Consider the following 15,646-nt stretch of genomic DNA (forward strand, 5'->3'; position numbering starts at 1 on the left):
CTGAGATTACTGGCCGTCAGTCAGTGTGTGGTGGGCCTGTGGACAACCCGCCCCACCTCTCCCGGTCCATCCCGTCCCTGCCACTGGAGGCACCGGCACGCTAGGGTGCCGCACAAAGGACGTTACTGATCAGTAAGGGGAATCGGCCATGCAGCTCGGGATCAACCTCGGCTACTGGGGCGCCGGAATGGACGCGGACAATCTCGCCGTGGCCAAGGAGGCCGACCGCCTGGGCTACTCGGTCTGCTGGGCCGCAGAGGCCTACGGCTCCGACGCGGCCACCGTACTCAGCTGGGTCGCCGCGCAGACCGAGCGCATCGACGTCGGCTCCGCCATCTTCCAGATCCCCGCCCGCCAGCCCGCGATGACCGCGATGACCGCGGCGACGCTCGACTCGCTCTCCGGCGGCCGCTTCCGCCTCGGCCTCGGCGTCTCCGGACCGCAGGTCTCCGAGGGCTGGTACGGCGTCAAGTTCGACAAGCCGCTGGCCCGCACCCGCGAGTACGTCGAGATCGTCCGCAAGGCGATGACCCGCGAGCGCCTGACGTACGAGGGCGAGCACTGGACGCTGCCGCTCCCGGACGGCCCGGGCAAGCCGATCAAACTGACCGTGCACCCGCAGCGCGAGCACATCCCGCTCTACATCGCGGCGATCGGCCCGAAGAACCTGGAGCAGACCGGCGAGATCGCCGACGGCGCCCTGTTGATCTTCCCCTCCGCCGACCACCTGGAGGAGACCACGCTCCGGCATCTGCGCGCGGGCCGCGAGAAGGCCGGCGCGACGTTGGACGGCTTCGACGTCTGCCCGACGCTGCCGCTCGCCGTGGGCCCCAAGGACGGGGACAGGGACGTGTCCGCCCTGGCCGACACGTTCCGCCCCTACACCGCGCTCTATGTGGGCGGCATGGGCAGCCCCAAGCAGAACTTCTACAACCAGCTCGCCCAGCGCATGGGATACGAGAAGGAGGCCGCCGAGATCCAGGAGAAGTACCTCTCCGGCGACAAGGCGGGCGCGGCCGCCGCCGTTCCGCAGCAACTCATCGACCAGACCACGCTGCTGGGCTCCGTGGACCGCATCGCGGACCGGATGACGGCCTACGCGGCCGCCGGGGTCACCACGCTCAGCCTGGCGCCCGCCGGCTTCACCCTGGACGAGCGGCTCGCCTCCCTGAGGGCCGGCACCGAAGCCCTGGAGCGCGCCGGTCTCGCGTAACCGGCAGAACGCCGGGCGGAAAGTTCCGCGGCCGTGGTGGGGGCTCGGGGGGTCTTCCCCGCCACGGCCGTCACGGGGAACAACGCGCCACGGCCCAGTCGGTTACGCGCCCCACAGGCCCTGGCGTCCACCGTTCGGCGGAATTGTCCGACACAGATGTTGCCGCACCCCGGACAGCGCATTTGACTCGTTCTTTGCGGAGTCCTGCATGGAGGTGGCAGTGATGCTTTCGGCCAAGAGTCTGTTCCAGGAAATCCTCGACAACGACGAGTCGTTCCGTCTCTTCTGCTCCATCGCCGCCAGCGGAGAAACGCAGGGGGGCTGGGAGAACGCGCGCATCGCGGCTCTCGTGCCGGAGGACGAGCGGGCGCTCGCACCCAAGATCACCCGGCACGGCGCGGACGAGGACAAGCACGGGCGGATCTTCAACGCGCTCATGAAGAAGCGCGGTCTGCGGCCCGTGGAGGTCCCTCCCGAGACCGACTACACGATGCTCCTGGAGAGGCACGGCATCGGTCTCGCCCACGACAAGCTCAAGAGCGACCAGGCGCTCACCGTGCAGGACATTGTCACGTACCTCGCGCACAGCAGAGTCACCGAGCAGCGCGCCTCCGAGCAGATGGAGCTGCTGCGCAAGCACTTCGCCGACCACCCCGACATCGGCCGCGCGGTCAGGATGATCTCGGACGACGAGGACAACCACCTCGCGTACTGCCACGAGGAACTGCTGCGCTTCGCGGCCGCCGGGCACGGCCGGGCCATCCAGCGGACGCTGCGCGAGGCCGCGCTCGCCGAGATCCGCATGTACCGGGACGTCAGCCTCGCCGTGATGGACCACATGGGGCGCATCCTCGGCTGGCCCGGCGCGAAGAGGTGGTTCCTCGCCGCGGCCATCCACGCCGTGTACGTGTACGAACGCCTCGCCGGGTGGCGGCGAATGGTCTCGCTGCAGATGCCGGAGCGGCGCGACGCCCTCGGCGGACCGGCGTCGTCGGCGCCCGAGTTCGCGTAGCGCGCGTGATCCACGCGCGCGTGCGGCTTCGTCGGGAGACACGCGCGCGTGCGGCGCCGTACGAGGCACGCGCGGGTGCGGCTCACAGCCAGCCGCGGTGCTTGAAGAGCCGGAAGAGGGCCACCTCGAGCACCGCCATCAGCAGGATGATCGCCGGATAGGCCCACCCCCAGTGCAGCTCCGGCATGTGCTCGAAGTTCATTCCGTAGATCCCCGCGATCATCGTGGGGACCGCCGCCATCGCGGCCCACGACGAGATCTTCCGCATGTCGTCGTTCTGCCGCACGCTCATCTGCGCGAGGTGCGCCGAAAGGATGTCCGAGACCAGCCGGTCCAGACCCTCCACGGACTCGTTCACGCGCGTCAGATGGTCGTTGACGTCACGGAAGAACGGCTGCGCCTCGTCGTCGACGAACGGCAGCCCCGTACTGGACTGCCCGCTGCCCGCGAGCCGGGTCAGTGGCACGGCCAGCGGACCCGTGGCCCTGCGGAACTCCAGGATCTGCCGCTTGAAGGCGTAGATCCGCGACGCGGTGTGCCGCGTACTGCCGCTGCTCGGCGAGAACACCTCCGTCTCCAGTTCCTCCAGGTCGGTCTGCAGTTCCGTCGCCACGACCAAGTAGTGGTCGACGGTGGCGTCGGCGATCGCGTAGAGCACCGCCGTCGGGCCGTGCCGGAGCAGGTCCGGATCCTCCTCCAGACGGCGCCGCACGGCCCCGAGCGGCGAGCCCTCACCGTGCCGCACGGTCACCACGAAGGAGTCACCGAGGAAGATCATGAGCTCCTCGGAGGAGACGACATCGCTGTCGGGCTCGTACGTCACCGGCTTGAGGACCGCGAACAACGAGTCGTCGTACACCTCCAGCTTGGGCCGCTGATGAGCCTTCAGGGCGTCCTCGACCGCCAGCGGATGCAGCCCGAACTCCTCGGTGACGAGGCCGAACTCGTTCTCCGTGGGCTCGTGCAGCCCGATCCAGACGAACGCCTCACGTGTGGCCCGCGCCGCGTCGAGAGCGTCGGAGAGGTCATCCGGCCCCTCCGTCCGGTGTCCGTCGCGGTAGATGGCACAGTCCACGATCACGCGGCACACCCTCCCGACGCCCCGCCCGGGGCGTACTGGGGCAGAGGCCTAGGCTGGGCCGCATGCCCACGTTGATCCTCGTCCGGCACGGACGTTCCACCGCCAACACCGCGGGACTGCTCGCCGGGTGGACGCCCGGCGTCGCCCTCGACGAGCGTGGCGCCGAACAGGCCGCCGCGCTGCCCGGGCGGCTGGCCGGGCTGCCGATCTCCGAAGTCGTCACCAGCCCCCTGCAGCGTTGCCAGGAGACGATGCGGCCGCTGCTGGACGCCCGGCCCGAGCTGCGGGCGCACACCGAAGAGCGCATCGGGGAGTGCCACTACGGGGACTGGTCCGGCCGCAAGCTCGCCGAGCTGAATGACGAGCCGCTGATGGAGGTCGTACAGGCGCATCCGTCCGCCGCGGCGTTCCCAGGCGGCGAGTCGATGCGGGCGATGCAGACGCGGGCCGCCGAGGCGGTGCGCGAGTGGAACGCGCGCGTGGAGCGCGATCACGGAGCCGACGCCGTCTATCTCATGTGCTCGCACGGCGACATCATCAAATCCCTTGTGGCGGACGCACTCGGACTTCACCTGGACCTCTTCCAGCGGATTTCTGTAGAACCGTGTTCCATCACCGCGATCCGTTACACACGGCTGCGGCCGTTTCTCGTGCGCCTCGGGGACACCGGCGATTTCGCGTCCCTGGCGCCGCGCGAGGAGCCCCCCGGCGGGGACGCCCCGGTCGGTGGTGGTGCGGGCGCACCGTGATCGTCGGCCGCAGTAGGGTGAAGCGGTTGAAGCAGGGCAGCAGTTGCCAGCAAGCGCAGTCGAAGACAGATGCATTCGATCCAATGGAGACAGGACGTGTCCCGTCAGGTGTTCCTCTACGACCCACCGGACCGTTTCGTGGCCGGTACGGTCGGGCTGCCCGGGCGCCGTACCTTCTTCCTGCAGGCCTCGGCCGGACCCCGGGTGACCAGCGTGGCCCTGGAGAAGACGCAGGTGGCGGCGCTCGCCGAGCGCATGGATGAGCTTCTGGACGAGGTCGTACGGCGTACGGGAGGCAGCGCGGCCGTCCCGGCGATGGCCCCGACGGAGGTCTCCGACACCGAGCCGCTCGAGACTCCCGTCGACGAGGAGTTCCGGGTCGGCACCATGGCGCTGGCCTGGGACGGCGACGAACAGCGCATGATCGTCGAGGCGCAGGCGCTCGTGGAGCTGGACGCCGACTCCGAGGAGGACCTGGCCGCCGCCGAGGAACAGCTTCTGCAGGACGAGGAGAACGGTCCGCCGATGCTGCGGGTCCGCCTCACCGGTGCGCAGGCCAGGGCGTTCGCCAAGCGCGCCCTCGACGTCGTCAACGCGGGCCGGCCGCCGTGTCCGCTGTGCAGCCTCCCGCTCGACCCGGAAGGACACGTATGTCCGCGCCAGAACGGATACCGTCGCGAGACGTGACCACGGCCGAGCTGCTCGCCGAGGGCGAGCTGACGGTGCGCGGTCGCGTGCGTGAGGCCTCCAACGCGGTGCTGCTCTGCGACGCGGCGTACGAGGGCCGAACGGCCTCCTGCGTCTACAAGCCGGTCGCCGGCGAGCGCCCGCTGTGGGACTTCCCCGACGGGACGCTGGCGCAGCGGGAGGTCGCGGCGTACGAGGTGTCCGAGGCGACCGGCTGGGGTCTCGTCCCCACGACCGTGCTGCGCGAGGGGCCGTACGGCGAGGGCATGTGCCAGCTGTGGGTCGAGCCGACACCCGGCGCCGAGCTGCTCGCGCTGGTCGACGCGGAGGAGCCCGGCGACGGCTGGAAGGCCGTCGGGTTCGCCGAGGTCGGTGAGGGGCGTACGGCGCTGCTCGTGCACGCCGACGACGAGCGGCTGCGCAGGCTCGCCGTACTCGACGCCGTGATCAACAACGCCGATCGCAAGGGCGGGCATCTGCTGCCCACCCCTGAGGGCCGGCTGTACGGAATCGACCACGGGGTCACCTTCAACGCCGAGAACAAGCTGCGGACGCTGCTGTGGGGCTGGGCGGGGGAGAAGCTCACCCCTGAGGCCCTCGATGTTCTCGGGCGGCTCAGACAGGCTCTGGACGGGGCGCTGGGCCTGCGGCTGGGCGAGCTCATCACGGCGGCCGAACTGGACGCCACACGCGCGCGTGTCGTCGATCTGCTCACCACCGGACGGCACCCGGAGCCCTCGGGGGAGTGGCCCGCGATTCCGTGGCCGCCCGTGTAGGGCGAGCAGATGGCGGCCGCACACGCAAGAACGCCTTCCCGGACAACGGGCCTGGACCGGTTCGTATGCGGAACTTCCGTCCGGTTAGGCTCATGACATGCATGCCTGGCCCGCTTCCGAGGTCCCCGCCCTGTCTGGACAGGGCCGCGACCTGAGGATCCACGACACCGCGACCGAGGGGCTCGTCACCCTCGACCCCGGCCCCGTCGCCCGTATCTACGTCTGCGGCATCACCCCGTACGACGCGACCCACATCGGTCACGCGGCGACCTACAACGCGTTCGACCTCGTGCAGCGCGTGTGGCTCGACACCAAGCGGCAGGTTCACTACGTCCAGAACGTGACGGACGTCGACGATCCGCTTCTCGAGCGGGCGGCGCGGGACGACATCGACTGGGCCGGGCTCGCCGAGAAGGAGACCGCCCTCTTCCGCGAGGACATGACCGCCCTGCGGATGCTGCCCCCGCGGCACTACATCGGCGCCGTCGAGGCGATACCCGGCATCATCCCGCTCGTCGAGCGGCTGCGGGACGCCGGCGCCGCGTACGAACTCGAAGGCGACGTCTACTTCTCCGTCGAGGCCGACCCGCACTTCGGCAAGGTCTCGCGTCTGGACGCCGCGGCGATGCGGCTGCTGTCCGCCGAGCGCGGTGGTGATCCGGAGCGTCCGGGCAAGAAGAACCCGCTCGACCCGATGCTCTGGATGGCCGCCCGGGAGGGCGAGCCGAGCTGGGACGGCGGTTCGCTCGGTCGGGGCCGCCCCGGCTGGCACATCGAGTGCGTCGCCATCGCGCTCGACCACCTGGGCATGGGCTTCGACGTGCAGGGCGGCGGCTCCGACCTCGCCTTCCCGCATCACGAGATGGGCGCCTCCCACGCGCAGGCACTGACCGGCGAGTTCCCCTTCGCCAAGGCGTACGTGCACGCCGGCATGGTCGCGCTCGACGGCGAGAAGATGTCGAAGTCCAAGGGCAACCTGGTCTTCGTGTCGACGTTGCGGCGCGACGGAGTCGACCCGGCCGCCATCCGGCTCGCCCTGCTCGCGCACCACTACCGGGCCGACTGGGAGTGGACCGATCAGGTCCTCGAGGAGGCCCTCGCGCGGCTCGGCCGCTGGCGGGCCGCCGTGTCACGGCCCGACGGGCCGCCCGCCGACGCGCTCGTCGAGGAGATCCGCGAGGCCCTCGCGGAGGACCTGGACGCGCCGACGGCGCTCAGGGCCGTCGACCGCTGGGCCGCCCGCCAGCAGGAACAGGGCGGTACCGACGAGGGCGCCCCCGGCGTCGTATCACGTGCCGTGGACGCGCTCCTCGGCGTGGCCCTGTAAGGCGCTGCGCGCCGTCGGTCGCCGGGTGGGACCTTTCCCGCCCGGCGCCCGCGCGTCCGGGCTGACTCGCCTCGCCTCGCCCCTCCTCGCCTCTCCTCTCCTCTCCTCTCCTCTCCCACCCTTGACTTCGCCGACTGCGTTTGGCAGCAGGCGTATTGGCCTGCGGAGACGACCTTTATGTGATGGGGTGACAAGGTCTGTTGACCGTCTGGCCGGCCCCCGGGTCGGCCCCTTTGCGTAAGGACGCATCATGGACCGTTCCTTCGCACGTCGAAGACTTCTCACCACAGCCGTGGCCGTGGGAGGCGCGTCGCTCCTGGGCGGCACCGCACACGCGGCCGGCACGACCCGCGGAGCCGAACAGCCCTGGCCCACCCGGTTCTTGTTGCCGAACGGCTTCCAGCCCGAGGGCATAGCCATCGGCTCCCGCCCATACGGATACTTCGGATCCCTCGCGAACGGCGACATCTACCGGGCGAGCCTGGCCACTGGGCGCGGCGCTGTCATCAGCAAGGGCCTGGGGGCCGAACACCCCTCCATCGGGCTGAAGATCGACCGGTACGGCAGGCTCTTCGTCGCCGGCGGACCGAGCGGTGAGCTGCGGACCGTCGACGCCCGCAGCGGCGAGCTCGAGAAGGTGTACGCCGTCGGGGGCACCTTTGTGAACGATGTGATCCTCACACCGGATGCCGCCTGGTTCACCGACTCGTTCGCGCCGCGGCTCTACCGGCTCTCGCTGGGCAGGCACGGCAAGCCCGAAGCTGTCACCACCGTGCCGCTGAGCGGCGACTGGGAGCAGGGAACCGACTTCACCGCCAACGGCATCGAGCGCACGCCGGACGGCAGCGCCCTGCTCGTGGTGAACGCCTACGCGGACGGCGGCACTCTGATGCGGGTCGACCCCGGCACCGGGTCCGCCCGCGCGGTCGACCTGGGCGCGGCCAAACTGCCCAACGGGGACGGCCTGTTGCTCCTCGGACGGATCCTCTACGCCGTTCAGCAGCAGCAGAACGCGATCGACGTGTTCCGGCTGAACGACTCCGGGACCAGGGGCACGGCGATCACCAGGATCACCGACCCGCGCTTCAGGATCCCGACGACGGTCGCGGCCTGGAGGGACCGGCTGTATCTGCCGAACGCCCGCTTCGACGTCGAGGCGCCGACCCCGGACACCGAGTACGACGTGGTGGCGGTACGGAAGGTCTGACCGTTCAGAGGTCTGACCGCTGCGGAACCGACCGAGCGGAACCGACGGCGCGGAACCACCGAGCGGAACCGACCGAGGGTGGTGCGCACTCGGCGCACCACCCTCGGTCGGTTCACTCCTCCGACGAACCCTCGGCGGAGCCGTCGTCGGTCGGGTCGCCGGGATCCGGCCGCTGCGGCTTCGGCGGCCGGGTGCGGTCGGTCGGGTTGTCACGGAGGTACGAGGCTGAGTCGCCGCTCTCCGTGGCGTGCCCGCCGGTCTGGCCCGCCGGGCCGCTGCCGTCCCGTCTGCGTAGATATCGCTCGAACTCGCGGGCGATCGCCTCGCCCGACGCCTCGGGCAGCTCGGCGGTGTCCCGGGCCTCCTCCAGCGACTGCACGTACTCGGCGACCTCGCTGTCCTCGGCGGCCAGCTGGTCCACGCCCAGCTGCCACGCCCGTGCGTCCTCGGGCAGCTCGCCCAGCGGAATGCGCAGGTCGATGAGGTCCTCCAGACGGTTGAGGAGGGCCAGCGTCGCCTTCGGGTTCGGCGGCTGCGACACATAGTGAGGCACGGCCGCCCACAACGACACCGCCGGTACGCCCGCGTGCGTGCACGCCTCCTGGAGGATGCCGACGATGCCCGTCGGACCCTCGTACTTGGTCTCCTCCAGCTCCATGGTGCGGGCCAGATCCGCGTCGGACGTGACCCCGCTGACCGGCACGGGACGTGTGTGCGGGGTGTCACCGAGCAGGGCGCCCAGGATCACCACCAGCTCCACGCCCAGCTCATGCGCGAAGCCCAGCAACTCGTTGCAGAACGAGCGCCAGCGCATGGACGGCTCGATACCGCGGACCAGTACCAGGTCCCGCGGCTTGTCGCCGCCGACCCGGACCACCGAGAGCCGGGTCGTGGGCCACGTGATCTTGCGAACGCCGCCGTCCAGCCACACGGTGGGACGGTTCACCTGGAAGTCGTAGTAGTCCTCGGCGTCCAGCGCCGCGAAGACCTCGCCCTTCCACTCCCTGTCGAGATGCGCGACCGCGGTGGAAGCGGCGTCGCCGGCGTCGTTCCAGCCCTCGAACGCGGCCACCATGACCGGGTCGACCAGCTCGGGAACCCCCTCGAGCTCGATCACCCAGCGCCTCCTTCCGACGTGCCCTCGCGTACGCCCCAACCTTACGGCGTACGGATGGTGCTCCCGCATCCCCCTTGCGCGGGGTAGTGAACGCATCACTGCCCCAAGAGCCGGCCCGGAACACCCTTCCCAGTCGTCCGAGCTGTCTCTGACGCCCTCACAAGGTGCTGCGCAGCCACTGCTCCACGCTCGCGATGTGCACCGTCGCCCAGGAGCGGGCCGCCTCGGCGTCCCGGTCGCGCAGGGCCGTGAGGATCGCGCGGTGCTCGTGCAGGGTGCGGCTGACCGCGTCCTCCTGGGTCAGCCCGCGCCAGATGCGGGCCCGCGTGGTCGGACCGGAGAGGCCGTCGAGGAGCGAGCAGAGCACCGAGTTGCCGGAGCTCTGCACGATGCCCCGGTGGAACTCCAGGTCGCAGGCGACGAGCTCCTCCACCGAGGGCTCGGCACCCAGCGCGTCCAACTGTGCGGTGAGCGCGTCCAGTTGCTGTGCGCTGATGCGCGAGGCCGCCATCGCGGTCGCGGCCGGCTCCAGTATGCGGCGTACCGCGAGGAACTCCAGGACCGTGTCGTCGCGGTGGAAGTCCACGACGAAACTCAGCGCCTCCAGCAGGAGCTGCGGGTCCAGACTGGTGACGTACGTGCCGTCACCCTGCCGTACGTCCAGGATGCGGATCAGGGAGAGCGCGCGGACGGCCTCCCGCAGGGAGTTGCGGGACAGGCCCAGATCGGAGGCGAGCTCGCTCTCCTTGGGGAGCCGGTCGCCGGGGCTCAGTGCGCCGGAGACGATCATTCCCTTGATCTTCTCGATCGCCTCATCGGTGACTGCCATGGCGGGCCTCCCTGTCGCTCAGACATCCGATGTCTCATTATGGGGGCTTCGACCGTACAGGTGAGGCCCGTGCGCTGCTCATCTCCGGCATGCCGGAGGGGCGGCTCCACTACGGGGAAGCCGCCCCTCCGGCGAGGCACTCGCCGTGCCCGCGCCCACCTCTTCCTGCGCCTACTGCTTCCTGCGCCTACTTCTTGTCGAGCAGATCCTGCACCTCGGCGCGGACCTCGTCCGTCGCGAGCCCGCGGATCGTCAGCGTCGTACGGCGCCGCAGCACGTCGTCCGCCGTCTCGGCCCACTCGTTGTCCCGGGCGTAGACGACCTGCGCCCAGATCTCCGGGGCGTCCGGGTGGACACGCTCGCCCAGCCGCGGGTCGTCGTTCGCGAGACGCGCGATGTCGAAGGCCAGCGAACCGTAGTGCGTCGCCAGATGCCTGGCGGTGTCGGCGGCCATGCGCGGGCCGGGGGCCGGGCCGTCCACGAGGAGGCGGTGCGCGACCGCACGCGGGTTCGCGACACCGGGCAGCGGCAGCCTCTTGGGCAGCGCGGAGATCGGCTCGAAGTCCTCGCCGAGCGGCCGTCCCGGCAGCGCCTGAAGCTTCTTCATGACCGTACGGCCGATATGACGGAACGTCGTCCACTTGCCGCCCGCGACGGACAGCATGCCGCCCCGGCCTTCCGTGACGACCGTCTCACGCTTGGCCGTCGACGTGTCGCCGGGGCCGCCGGGCAGGACGCGCAGACCCGCGAACGAGTACGTGATCAGATCGCGGGACAGCTGCTGGTCGCGAATCGAGAACGCGGCCTCGTCCAGTATCTGTGCGATGTCCTTCTCGTTGACCGCGACGTCCGCCGGGTCACCCTCGTACTGCTCGTCGGTCGTCCCGAGCAGCAGCATGTCCTCCCAGGGGAGGGCGAAGGTGATGCGGTACTTGTCTATCGGGGTGGCCAGCGCGGCCTTCCACGGCGACGTGCGCTTGAGAACCAGGTGCGCGCCCTTCGACAGGCGGATGGACGGCGCCGCGTTCGCGTCCTCCATCCGGCGCAGGTGGTCGACCCACGGGCCGGTCGCGTTGAGCACCAGCCGCGCCGAGACCCCGAACTCGCTGCCGTCGAGACGGTCGCGCAGCTCCGCACCGGTCACCCGCCCCCGGGTGAAGCGCAGTCCGGTGACCTCGGCGTGGTTGAGTACGACGGCGCCCGACTCGACGGCCGCCCGGACCGTCATCAGGGCCATCCGGGAGTCGTTCATCTGGTCGTCGCCGTACACGGCCACGGCCCTGAGGTTGTCCGTCCGCAGCTCGGGAACGTCCTGCGCGGCCTTCGACGGGCTCAGCAGATGCCCCACACCGTCGCCGAAGGCCGACAGCGCCGAGTACGCGAACACACCGGCGCCCAGCTTCGCCGCGCCGTGCGGCCCGCCCTTGTACACGGGGAGGTAGAAGGTGAGCGGGTTCGCCAGGTGGGGGGCCACCTGGCGGGAGACCGCACGGCGCTCGAAGTGGTTCTCCGCGACCAGCTTCACCGCGCCGGTCTGCAGATAGCGCAGACCGCCGTGGAGGAGCTTCGAGGAGGCGGAGGAGGTGGCACCGGCGAAGTCGCCGGCGTCGACCAGCGCCACCCGCAGCCCGGACTGCGCGGCATGCCAGGCGGTGGAGATGCCCAGGATGCCGCCGCCGATGACGAGAAGGTCGTACGCCGCCTGGGAAAGCTGCTCCCGAGCCTCGGCGCGGCTCGCTGCCCTGGAACGGAACACAGCGGAGCCGGAGGCCGGGTGCGTACCAGGGGCAGGTACGGACTGCAGGGTGGACTGACTGGTCATGCGGGTTCTTACTCCTCGTCAGTTCTCGTCTTCGAGCCAGCCCATGGTCCGCTCCACGGCCTTGAGCCAGCTCTTGTACTCGCGGTCGCGGGCTTCCGCGGCCATGTTGGGAGTCCACTCGGCGGCGCGGCGCCAGTTGGCGCGCAGGTCGTCGGTGGTGGACCAGAAGCCGACGGCGAGACCGGCGGCGTAGGCGGCACCGAGGCATGTGGTCTCGGCGACCATCGGGCGCACCACGGGGGCGTCCAGGAAGTCCGAGAGCGTCTGCATCAGCAGGTTGTTGGAGGTCATGCCGCCGTCGACCTTGAGAGCCGCGAGCTCGACGCCGGAGTCCTTCGTCATGGCGTCGGTGATCTCACGGGTCTGCCAGGCGGTGGCCTCCAGGACGGCGCGCGCGAGGTGCGCCTTCGTGACGTACCGGGTGAGGCCGGCGATCACACCGCGGGCGTCGGAGCGCCAGTACGGGGCGAACAGGCCGGAGAAGGCCGGCACGAAGTAGGCGCCGCCGTTGTCCTCGACCGAGAGCGCCAGCGTCTCGATCTCGGCGGCGGTGCTGATCAGGCCCATCTGGTCACGCATCCACTGCACCAGCGAACCGGTGACGGCGATGGAGCCCTCCAGGGCGTAGACCGGCTTCTCGTCGCCGATCCGGTAGCCGACCGTGGTCAGCAGGCCGTTGTACGAGTTGACCGGCTTCTCACCGGTGTTCATCAGCAGGAAGGTGCCGGTGCCGTACGTCGACTTGGCCTCGCCCTCGGCGAAGCAGGTCTGGCCGAACAGGGCCGCCTGCTGGTCGCCGAGCGCGGACGCGACGGGGATGCCGCCGAGGATGTCGCCGAGCTTGCCGCCCGTGACCGCGCCGTACACCTCGGCGGAGGAGCGGATCTCCGGCAGCATCTGCCGCGGCACGCCGATGGAGTCGCAGATCTTCTCGTCCCACTCCATCGTGTGGAGGTTCATGAGGAGGGTGCGGGAGGCGTTGGTGACGTCCGTGACGTGGTGGCCGCCGTTGACGCCGCCGGTCAGGTTCCAGATGACCCAGGAGTCCATGGTGCCGAAGAGGATGTCGCCCGCCTCGGCGCGCTCCCGCAGCCCCTCGACGTTGTCGAGCAGCCAGCGTGCCTTCGGACCCGCGAAGTACGAGGCGAGGGGCAGGCCCGTCTCACGGCGGAAGCGGTCCTGGCCCACGTTGCGGCCGAGTTCCTTGCAGAGGGAGTCGGTGCGGGTGTCCTGCCAGACGATGGCGTTGTGGACCGGCTCACCGCTGTTCTTGTCCCAGAGCAGCGTGGTCTCACGCTGGTTGGTGATGCCGATGGCCTTGATGTCGTCACGGGTGATGCCGGCCTTCTCGATGGCCCCGGCGACGACCTCCTGGACGTTGGTCCAGATCTCGGCGGCGTTGTGCTCGACCCAGCCCGGCTTCGGGAAGATCTGCTCGTGCTCCTTCTGGTCGACGGAGACGATGCGGCCGTCCCGGTCGAAGACGATGCAGCGGCTGGAGGTGGTGCCCTGGTCAATGGCGGCGATGAACGGCCCGGCGGTGTGCGCGTCGGTCACGGTGTGCTCCTGAAAGTCCGTGGTAAAGGGCCGGCTTACGGCGTGTTGCCTGCGGCTCTGAGCGGGCGTGTGGCTCTGAGTGGGCTTATCGCTCCGAGCGGGCGTATGGCTCCGAGCGGACGTATGGCCTTAAGCAAAAGCGACGTTGTAGATGCCCGCGGCGATCGCTCCGCCGATCAGCGGACCGACGACCGGGACCCAGGCGTAGCCCCAGTCGGAGCCGCCCTTGTTGGGCAGGGGCAGCAGGGCGTGCACGATGCGGGGACCGAGGTCACGGACCGGGTTGATCGCGTAGCCGGTCGGCCCGCCGAGGGAGAGACCGATGCCGGCGACCACGAGGGCGGTGATCAGCGCGCCCAGGGGGCCGAGTCCCTTGCCGCTGTCGTTCAGGCCCTGGGTGAGAATCGCGAGTACCAGCACGAACGTGCCGATGATCTCCGTGGCGAGGTTCTGCACCGCGTTCCGGATCTCCGGGCCGGTGGAGAAGATGCCGAGTACCGGGCCGGCCTGGGCCTCCTGGGCCTCGACGGACTTGGTGTCCTGGGCGCCGGGGCCGCCGACGATCTCGCGGTCGGTGAGGTGGGCCTGGAACTGGCCGTAGTAGGCGATCCAGACCAGGACCGCGCCGATCATGGCGCCGAGTATCTGGCCCGCGAAGTAGACGGGGACGTTGCTCCAGTCACCGTCCTTGAGCGCGATGCCGACGGTGACGGCCGGGTTCAGGTGGGCACCGGAGATCGGCCCTGTCGTGTAGGCCGCCGTGAGCACCGCGAAGCCCCACCCGAAGATGATGGCGACCCACCCGGCGTTGCGTGCCTTCGAGGCCTTCAGCGTGACGGCGGCGCAGACGCCGCCTCCGAGCAGGATGAGTATGGCGGTACCGATGGTCTCGCCGATGAAGATGTCGGAGCTGGACACCCGCGACTCCTTTGTCCTTCGTCCAGGGGAAGGCGAACCCCGGGTCCCTCCGGTGGTCCGCGCCCTCGGTTGAGGGCGATGCCGGCCCGTGGCGTTGCCACACTCTAGCGCTTATTGCCGGTAGGTGTTCGACAATGCCGACCGATGGACGCGAGTCTTGCCCCGAGGTAAGTGGCACGTCAAGGGTCGCGATATCGAAAATACGATCGTTATTGATCGCCGCGAGCTATCGATCTTGAGGCGAGTGAGCGATTCCGGGGCGCGCGGCGCCGCGCTCGCTCAGTACCAACCGGCGCCCAGGTCCCGCGACACGGCGCGGGCACAGTCGCGTACCGCCGCGATCAGCCCGGCACGCAGCTCCCCGTCCGCGCAGACCCGCTCCACGGCCCCTGTGACGGCCACCGCACCGACCGGCATCCGCCGCCGGTCGTGGATGGGCGCGGCGACGGACGCTATGCCCTCCCAGGTCTCCTCCACGTCGGCCGCGTACCCGCGCGCCCGGGTGAGGTCGAGGACGTCCTCGAGCGCGTCCAGCTCGCTGATCGTGCGGGCCGTGAACTCCTTGCGCTCGGCCTCCACGACCTCGCTGTGCGCCACCGGGTCGTAGGCCGACAGCACCTTGCCCAGGGCCGTGGAGTGCAGCGGCTGCATCGCGCCCACCTCCAGCACCTGACGGCTGTCGTCGGGCCGGAAGACGTGGTGCACGATCAGTACGCCGTGCTGGTGAAGGACACCGAGGTAGACGCTCTCGCCGCTGGAGCGGGCCAGGTCGTCGGTCCATACGAGGGCACGCGCGCGCAGCTCGTGGACGTCCAGGTACGTGGTGCCCAGCCGCAGCAGTTCCGCGCCCAGCTGATAGCGGCCGGAAGCGGCGTCCTGCTCGACGAAGCCCTCCTGCTGGAGCGTGCGCAGTATGCCGTGGGCCGTGCCCTTGGCGAGACCGAGCGAGGAGGCGATGTCCGAGAGACCGAGCCGTCGCTCACCGCCGCCGAGCAGCCGCAGCATCGCGGCCGCCCGTTCGAGCGACTGGATGTTCCGTGCCATCGCAGTCCTGCCTCCGTCCCCTCGGCTGTCGACGTACGGGCTCCCGTGGCGCCGTTCGACAATGCTGAACACTATCGGTCGTTGCCGACCTCTCGCTAATACCTGGCCCCCAGGTTTCGGCCTAATATCCACTGGCGCCGCGTCCACCGCGCCCGCCCAACCCCTCCACCGCTTCCACGCAACCCCTCCGCCGCGTCCGCCACACCCGTCCGCCCCGTGGACCCCCCGACCATCCGGCGCCGCTCCCGGCTACCCTGGCGAGGTGCGCCTTCCACCGGAAGAAGACGCATAGCCGACAGCCGTCGCA

Annotated in this window: 14 protein-coding genes; 7 read left to right on the forward strand and 7 right to left on the reverse strand. The window is 70.1% G+C overall.

What is annotated here, in order from left to right; genetic code table 11:
* The first annotated feature begins 148 nt into the window (after positions 1-148).
* Complete coding sequence (locus tag FE633_RS13820; RefSeq protein WP_138045434.1) at positions 149-1,213, forward strand: LLM class F420-dependent oxidoreductase; 1,065 nt, start codon at positions 149-151, stop codon at positions 1,211-1,213.
* Positions 1,214-1,436: 223 nt separating this feature from the next.
* On the forward strand, positions 1,437-2,225 hold the full coding sequence (locus FE633_RS13825; protein ID WP_138045435.1) for a ferritin-like domain-containing protein: 789 nt from the start codon (positions 1,437-1,439) through the stop codon (positions 2,223-2,225).
* A gap of 82 nt (positions 2,226-2,307) precedes the next feature.
* Here FE633_RS13825 and corA read toward each other — a convergent pair whose 3' ends face one another.
* Positions 2,308-3,306, reverse strand: coding sequence for a magnesium/cobalt transporter CorA (corA, locus tag FE633_RS13830; RefSeq protein WP_171059942.1), 999 nt, complete (start codon positions 3,304-3,306; stop codon positions 2,308-2,310).
* Positions 3,307-3,368: 62 nt separating this feature from the next.
* Here corA and FE633_RS13835 point away from each other — a divergent pair, with 62 nt between their 5' ends.
* The 5 genes from FE633_RS13835 to FE633_RS13855 all read left to right on the forward strand — a co-directional run bounded on the left by FE633_RS13835 (position 3,369) and on the right by FE633_RS13855 (position 8,052).
* A complete protein-coding gene (locus FE633_RS13835) occupies positions 3,369-4,055 on the forward strand; it encodes a histidine phosphatase family protein (RefSeq protein WP_138045437.1) in 687 nt (228 codons plus the stop codon).
* 96 nt (positions 4,056-4,151) lie between these two features.
* On the forward strand, positions 4,152-4,742 hold the full coding sequence (locus FE633_RS13840; RefSeq protein WP_138045438.1) for a DUF3090 domain-containing protein: 591 nt from the start codon (positions 4,152-4,154) through the stop codon (positions 4,740-4,742).
* The gene (locus tag FE633_RS13845; RefSeq protein ID WP_171059943.1) at positions 4,706-5,518 is read left to right on the forward strand and encodes an SCO1664 family protein; all 813 of its coding nucleotides are present in this window, start codon (positions 4,706-4,708) and stop codon (positions 5,516-5,518) included. Before FE633_RS13840 ends, FE633_RS13845 begins: the two co-directional genes overlap by 37 nt.
* A 97-nt stretch (positions 5,519-5,615) precedes the next feature.
* Complete coding sequence (mshC, locus tag FE633_RS13850; protein ID WP_138045440.1) at positions 5,616-6,845, forward strand: cysteine--1-D-myo-inosityl 2-amino-2-deoxy-alpha-D-glucopyranoside ligase; 1,230 nt, start codon at positions 5,616-5,618, stop codon at positions 6,843-6,845.
* 250 nt (positions 6,846-7,095) lie between these two features.
* Positions 7,096-8,052, forward strand: a complete 957-nt coding sequence (locus FE633_RS13855; RefSeq protein ID WP_138045441.1) for an SMP-30/gluconolactonase/LRE family protein — start codon at positions 7,096-7,098, stop codon at positions 8,050-8,052.
* A gap of 112 nt (positions 8,053-8,164) precedes the next feature.
* Here the strand turns inward: FE633_RS13855 and FE633_RS13860 are convergent, their stop codons facing one another.
* From FE633_RS13860 to FE633_RS13885, 6 genes are all read right to left on the reverse strand, one after another.
* A complete protein-coding gene (locus FE633_RS13860) occupies positions 8,165-9,169 on the reverse strand; it encodes a PAC2 family protein (protein WP_138045442.1) in 1,005 nt (334 codons plus the stop codon).
* 157 nt (positions 9,170-9,326) lie between these two features.
* Positions 9,327-9,998: a FadR/GntR family transcriptional regulator gene (locus FE633_RS13865; protein ID WP_138045443.1), complete on the reverse strand. Its 672-nt coding sequence runs from the start codon at positions 9,996-9,998 to the stop codon at positions 9,327-9,329.
* A gap of 187 nt (positions 9,999-10,185) precedes the next feature.
* Positions 10,186-11,820, reverse strand: a complete 1,635-nt coding sequence (locus FE633_RS13870; RefSeq protein ID WP_138045444.1) for a glycerol-3-phosphate dehydrogenase/oxidase — start codon at positions 11,818-11,820, stop codon at positions 10,186-10,188.
* An 18-nt stretch (positions 11,821-11,838) separates the two neighbouring features.
* Positions 11,839-13,377, reverse strand: coding sequence for a glycerol kinase GlpK (glpK, locus tag FE633_RS13875; RefSeq protein ID WP_138045445.1), 1,539 nt, complete (start codon positions 13,375-13,377; stop codon positions 11,839-11,841).
* A 129-nt stretch (positions 13,378-13,506) separates the two neighbouring features.
* A complete protein-coding gene (locus FE633_RS13880; protein WP_138045446.1) occupies positions 13,507-14,295 on the reverse strand; it encodes an MIP/aquaporin family protein in 789 nt (262 codons plus the stop codon).
* 279 nt (positions 14,296-14,574) lie between these two features.
* Positions 14,575-15,339 (reverse strand): IclR family transcriptional regulator, encoded by a 765-nt coding sequence (locus FE633_RS13885; RefSeq protein ID WP_138045447.1) that lies wholly within the window; start codon positions 15,337-15,339, stop codon positions 14,575-14,577.
* Between the last annotated feature and the right edge of the window lie 307 nt (positions 15,340-15,646).

This window comes from Streptomyces montanus, assembly GCF_005786655.1.
GTDB classification, from domain to species: domain Bacteria; phylum Actinomycetota; class Actinomycetes; order Streptomycetales; family Streptomycetaceae; genus Streptomyces; species Streptomyces sporangiiformans.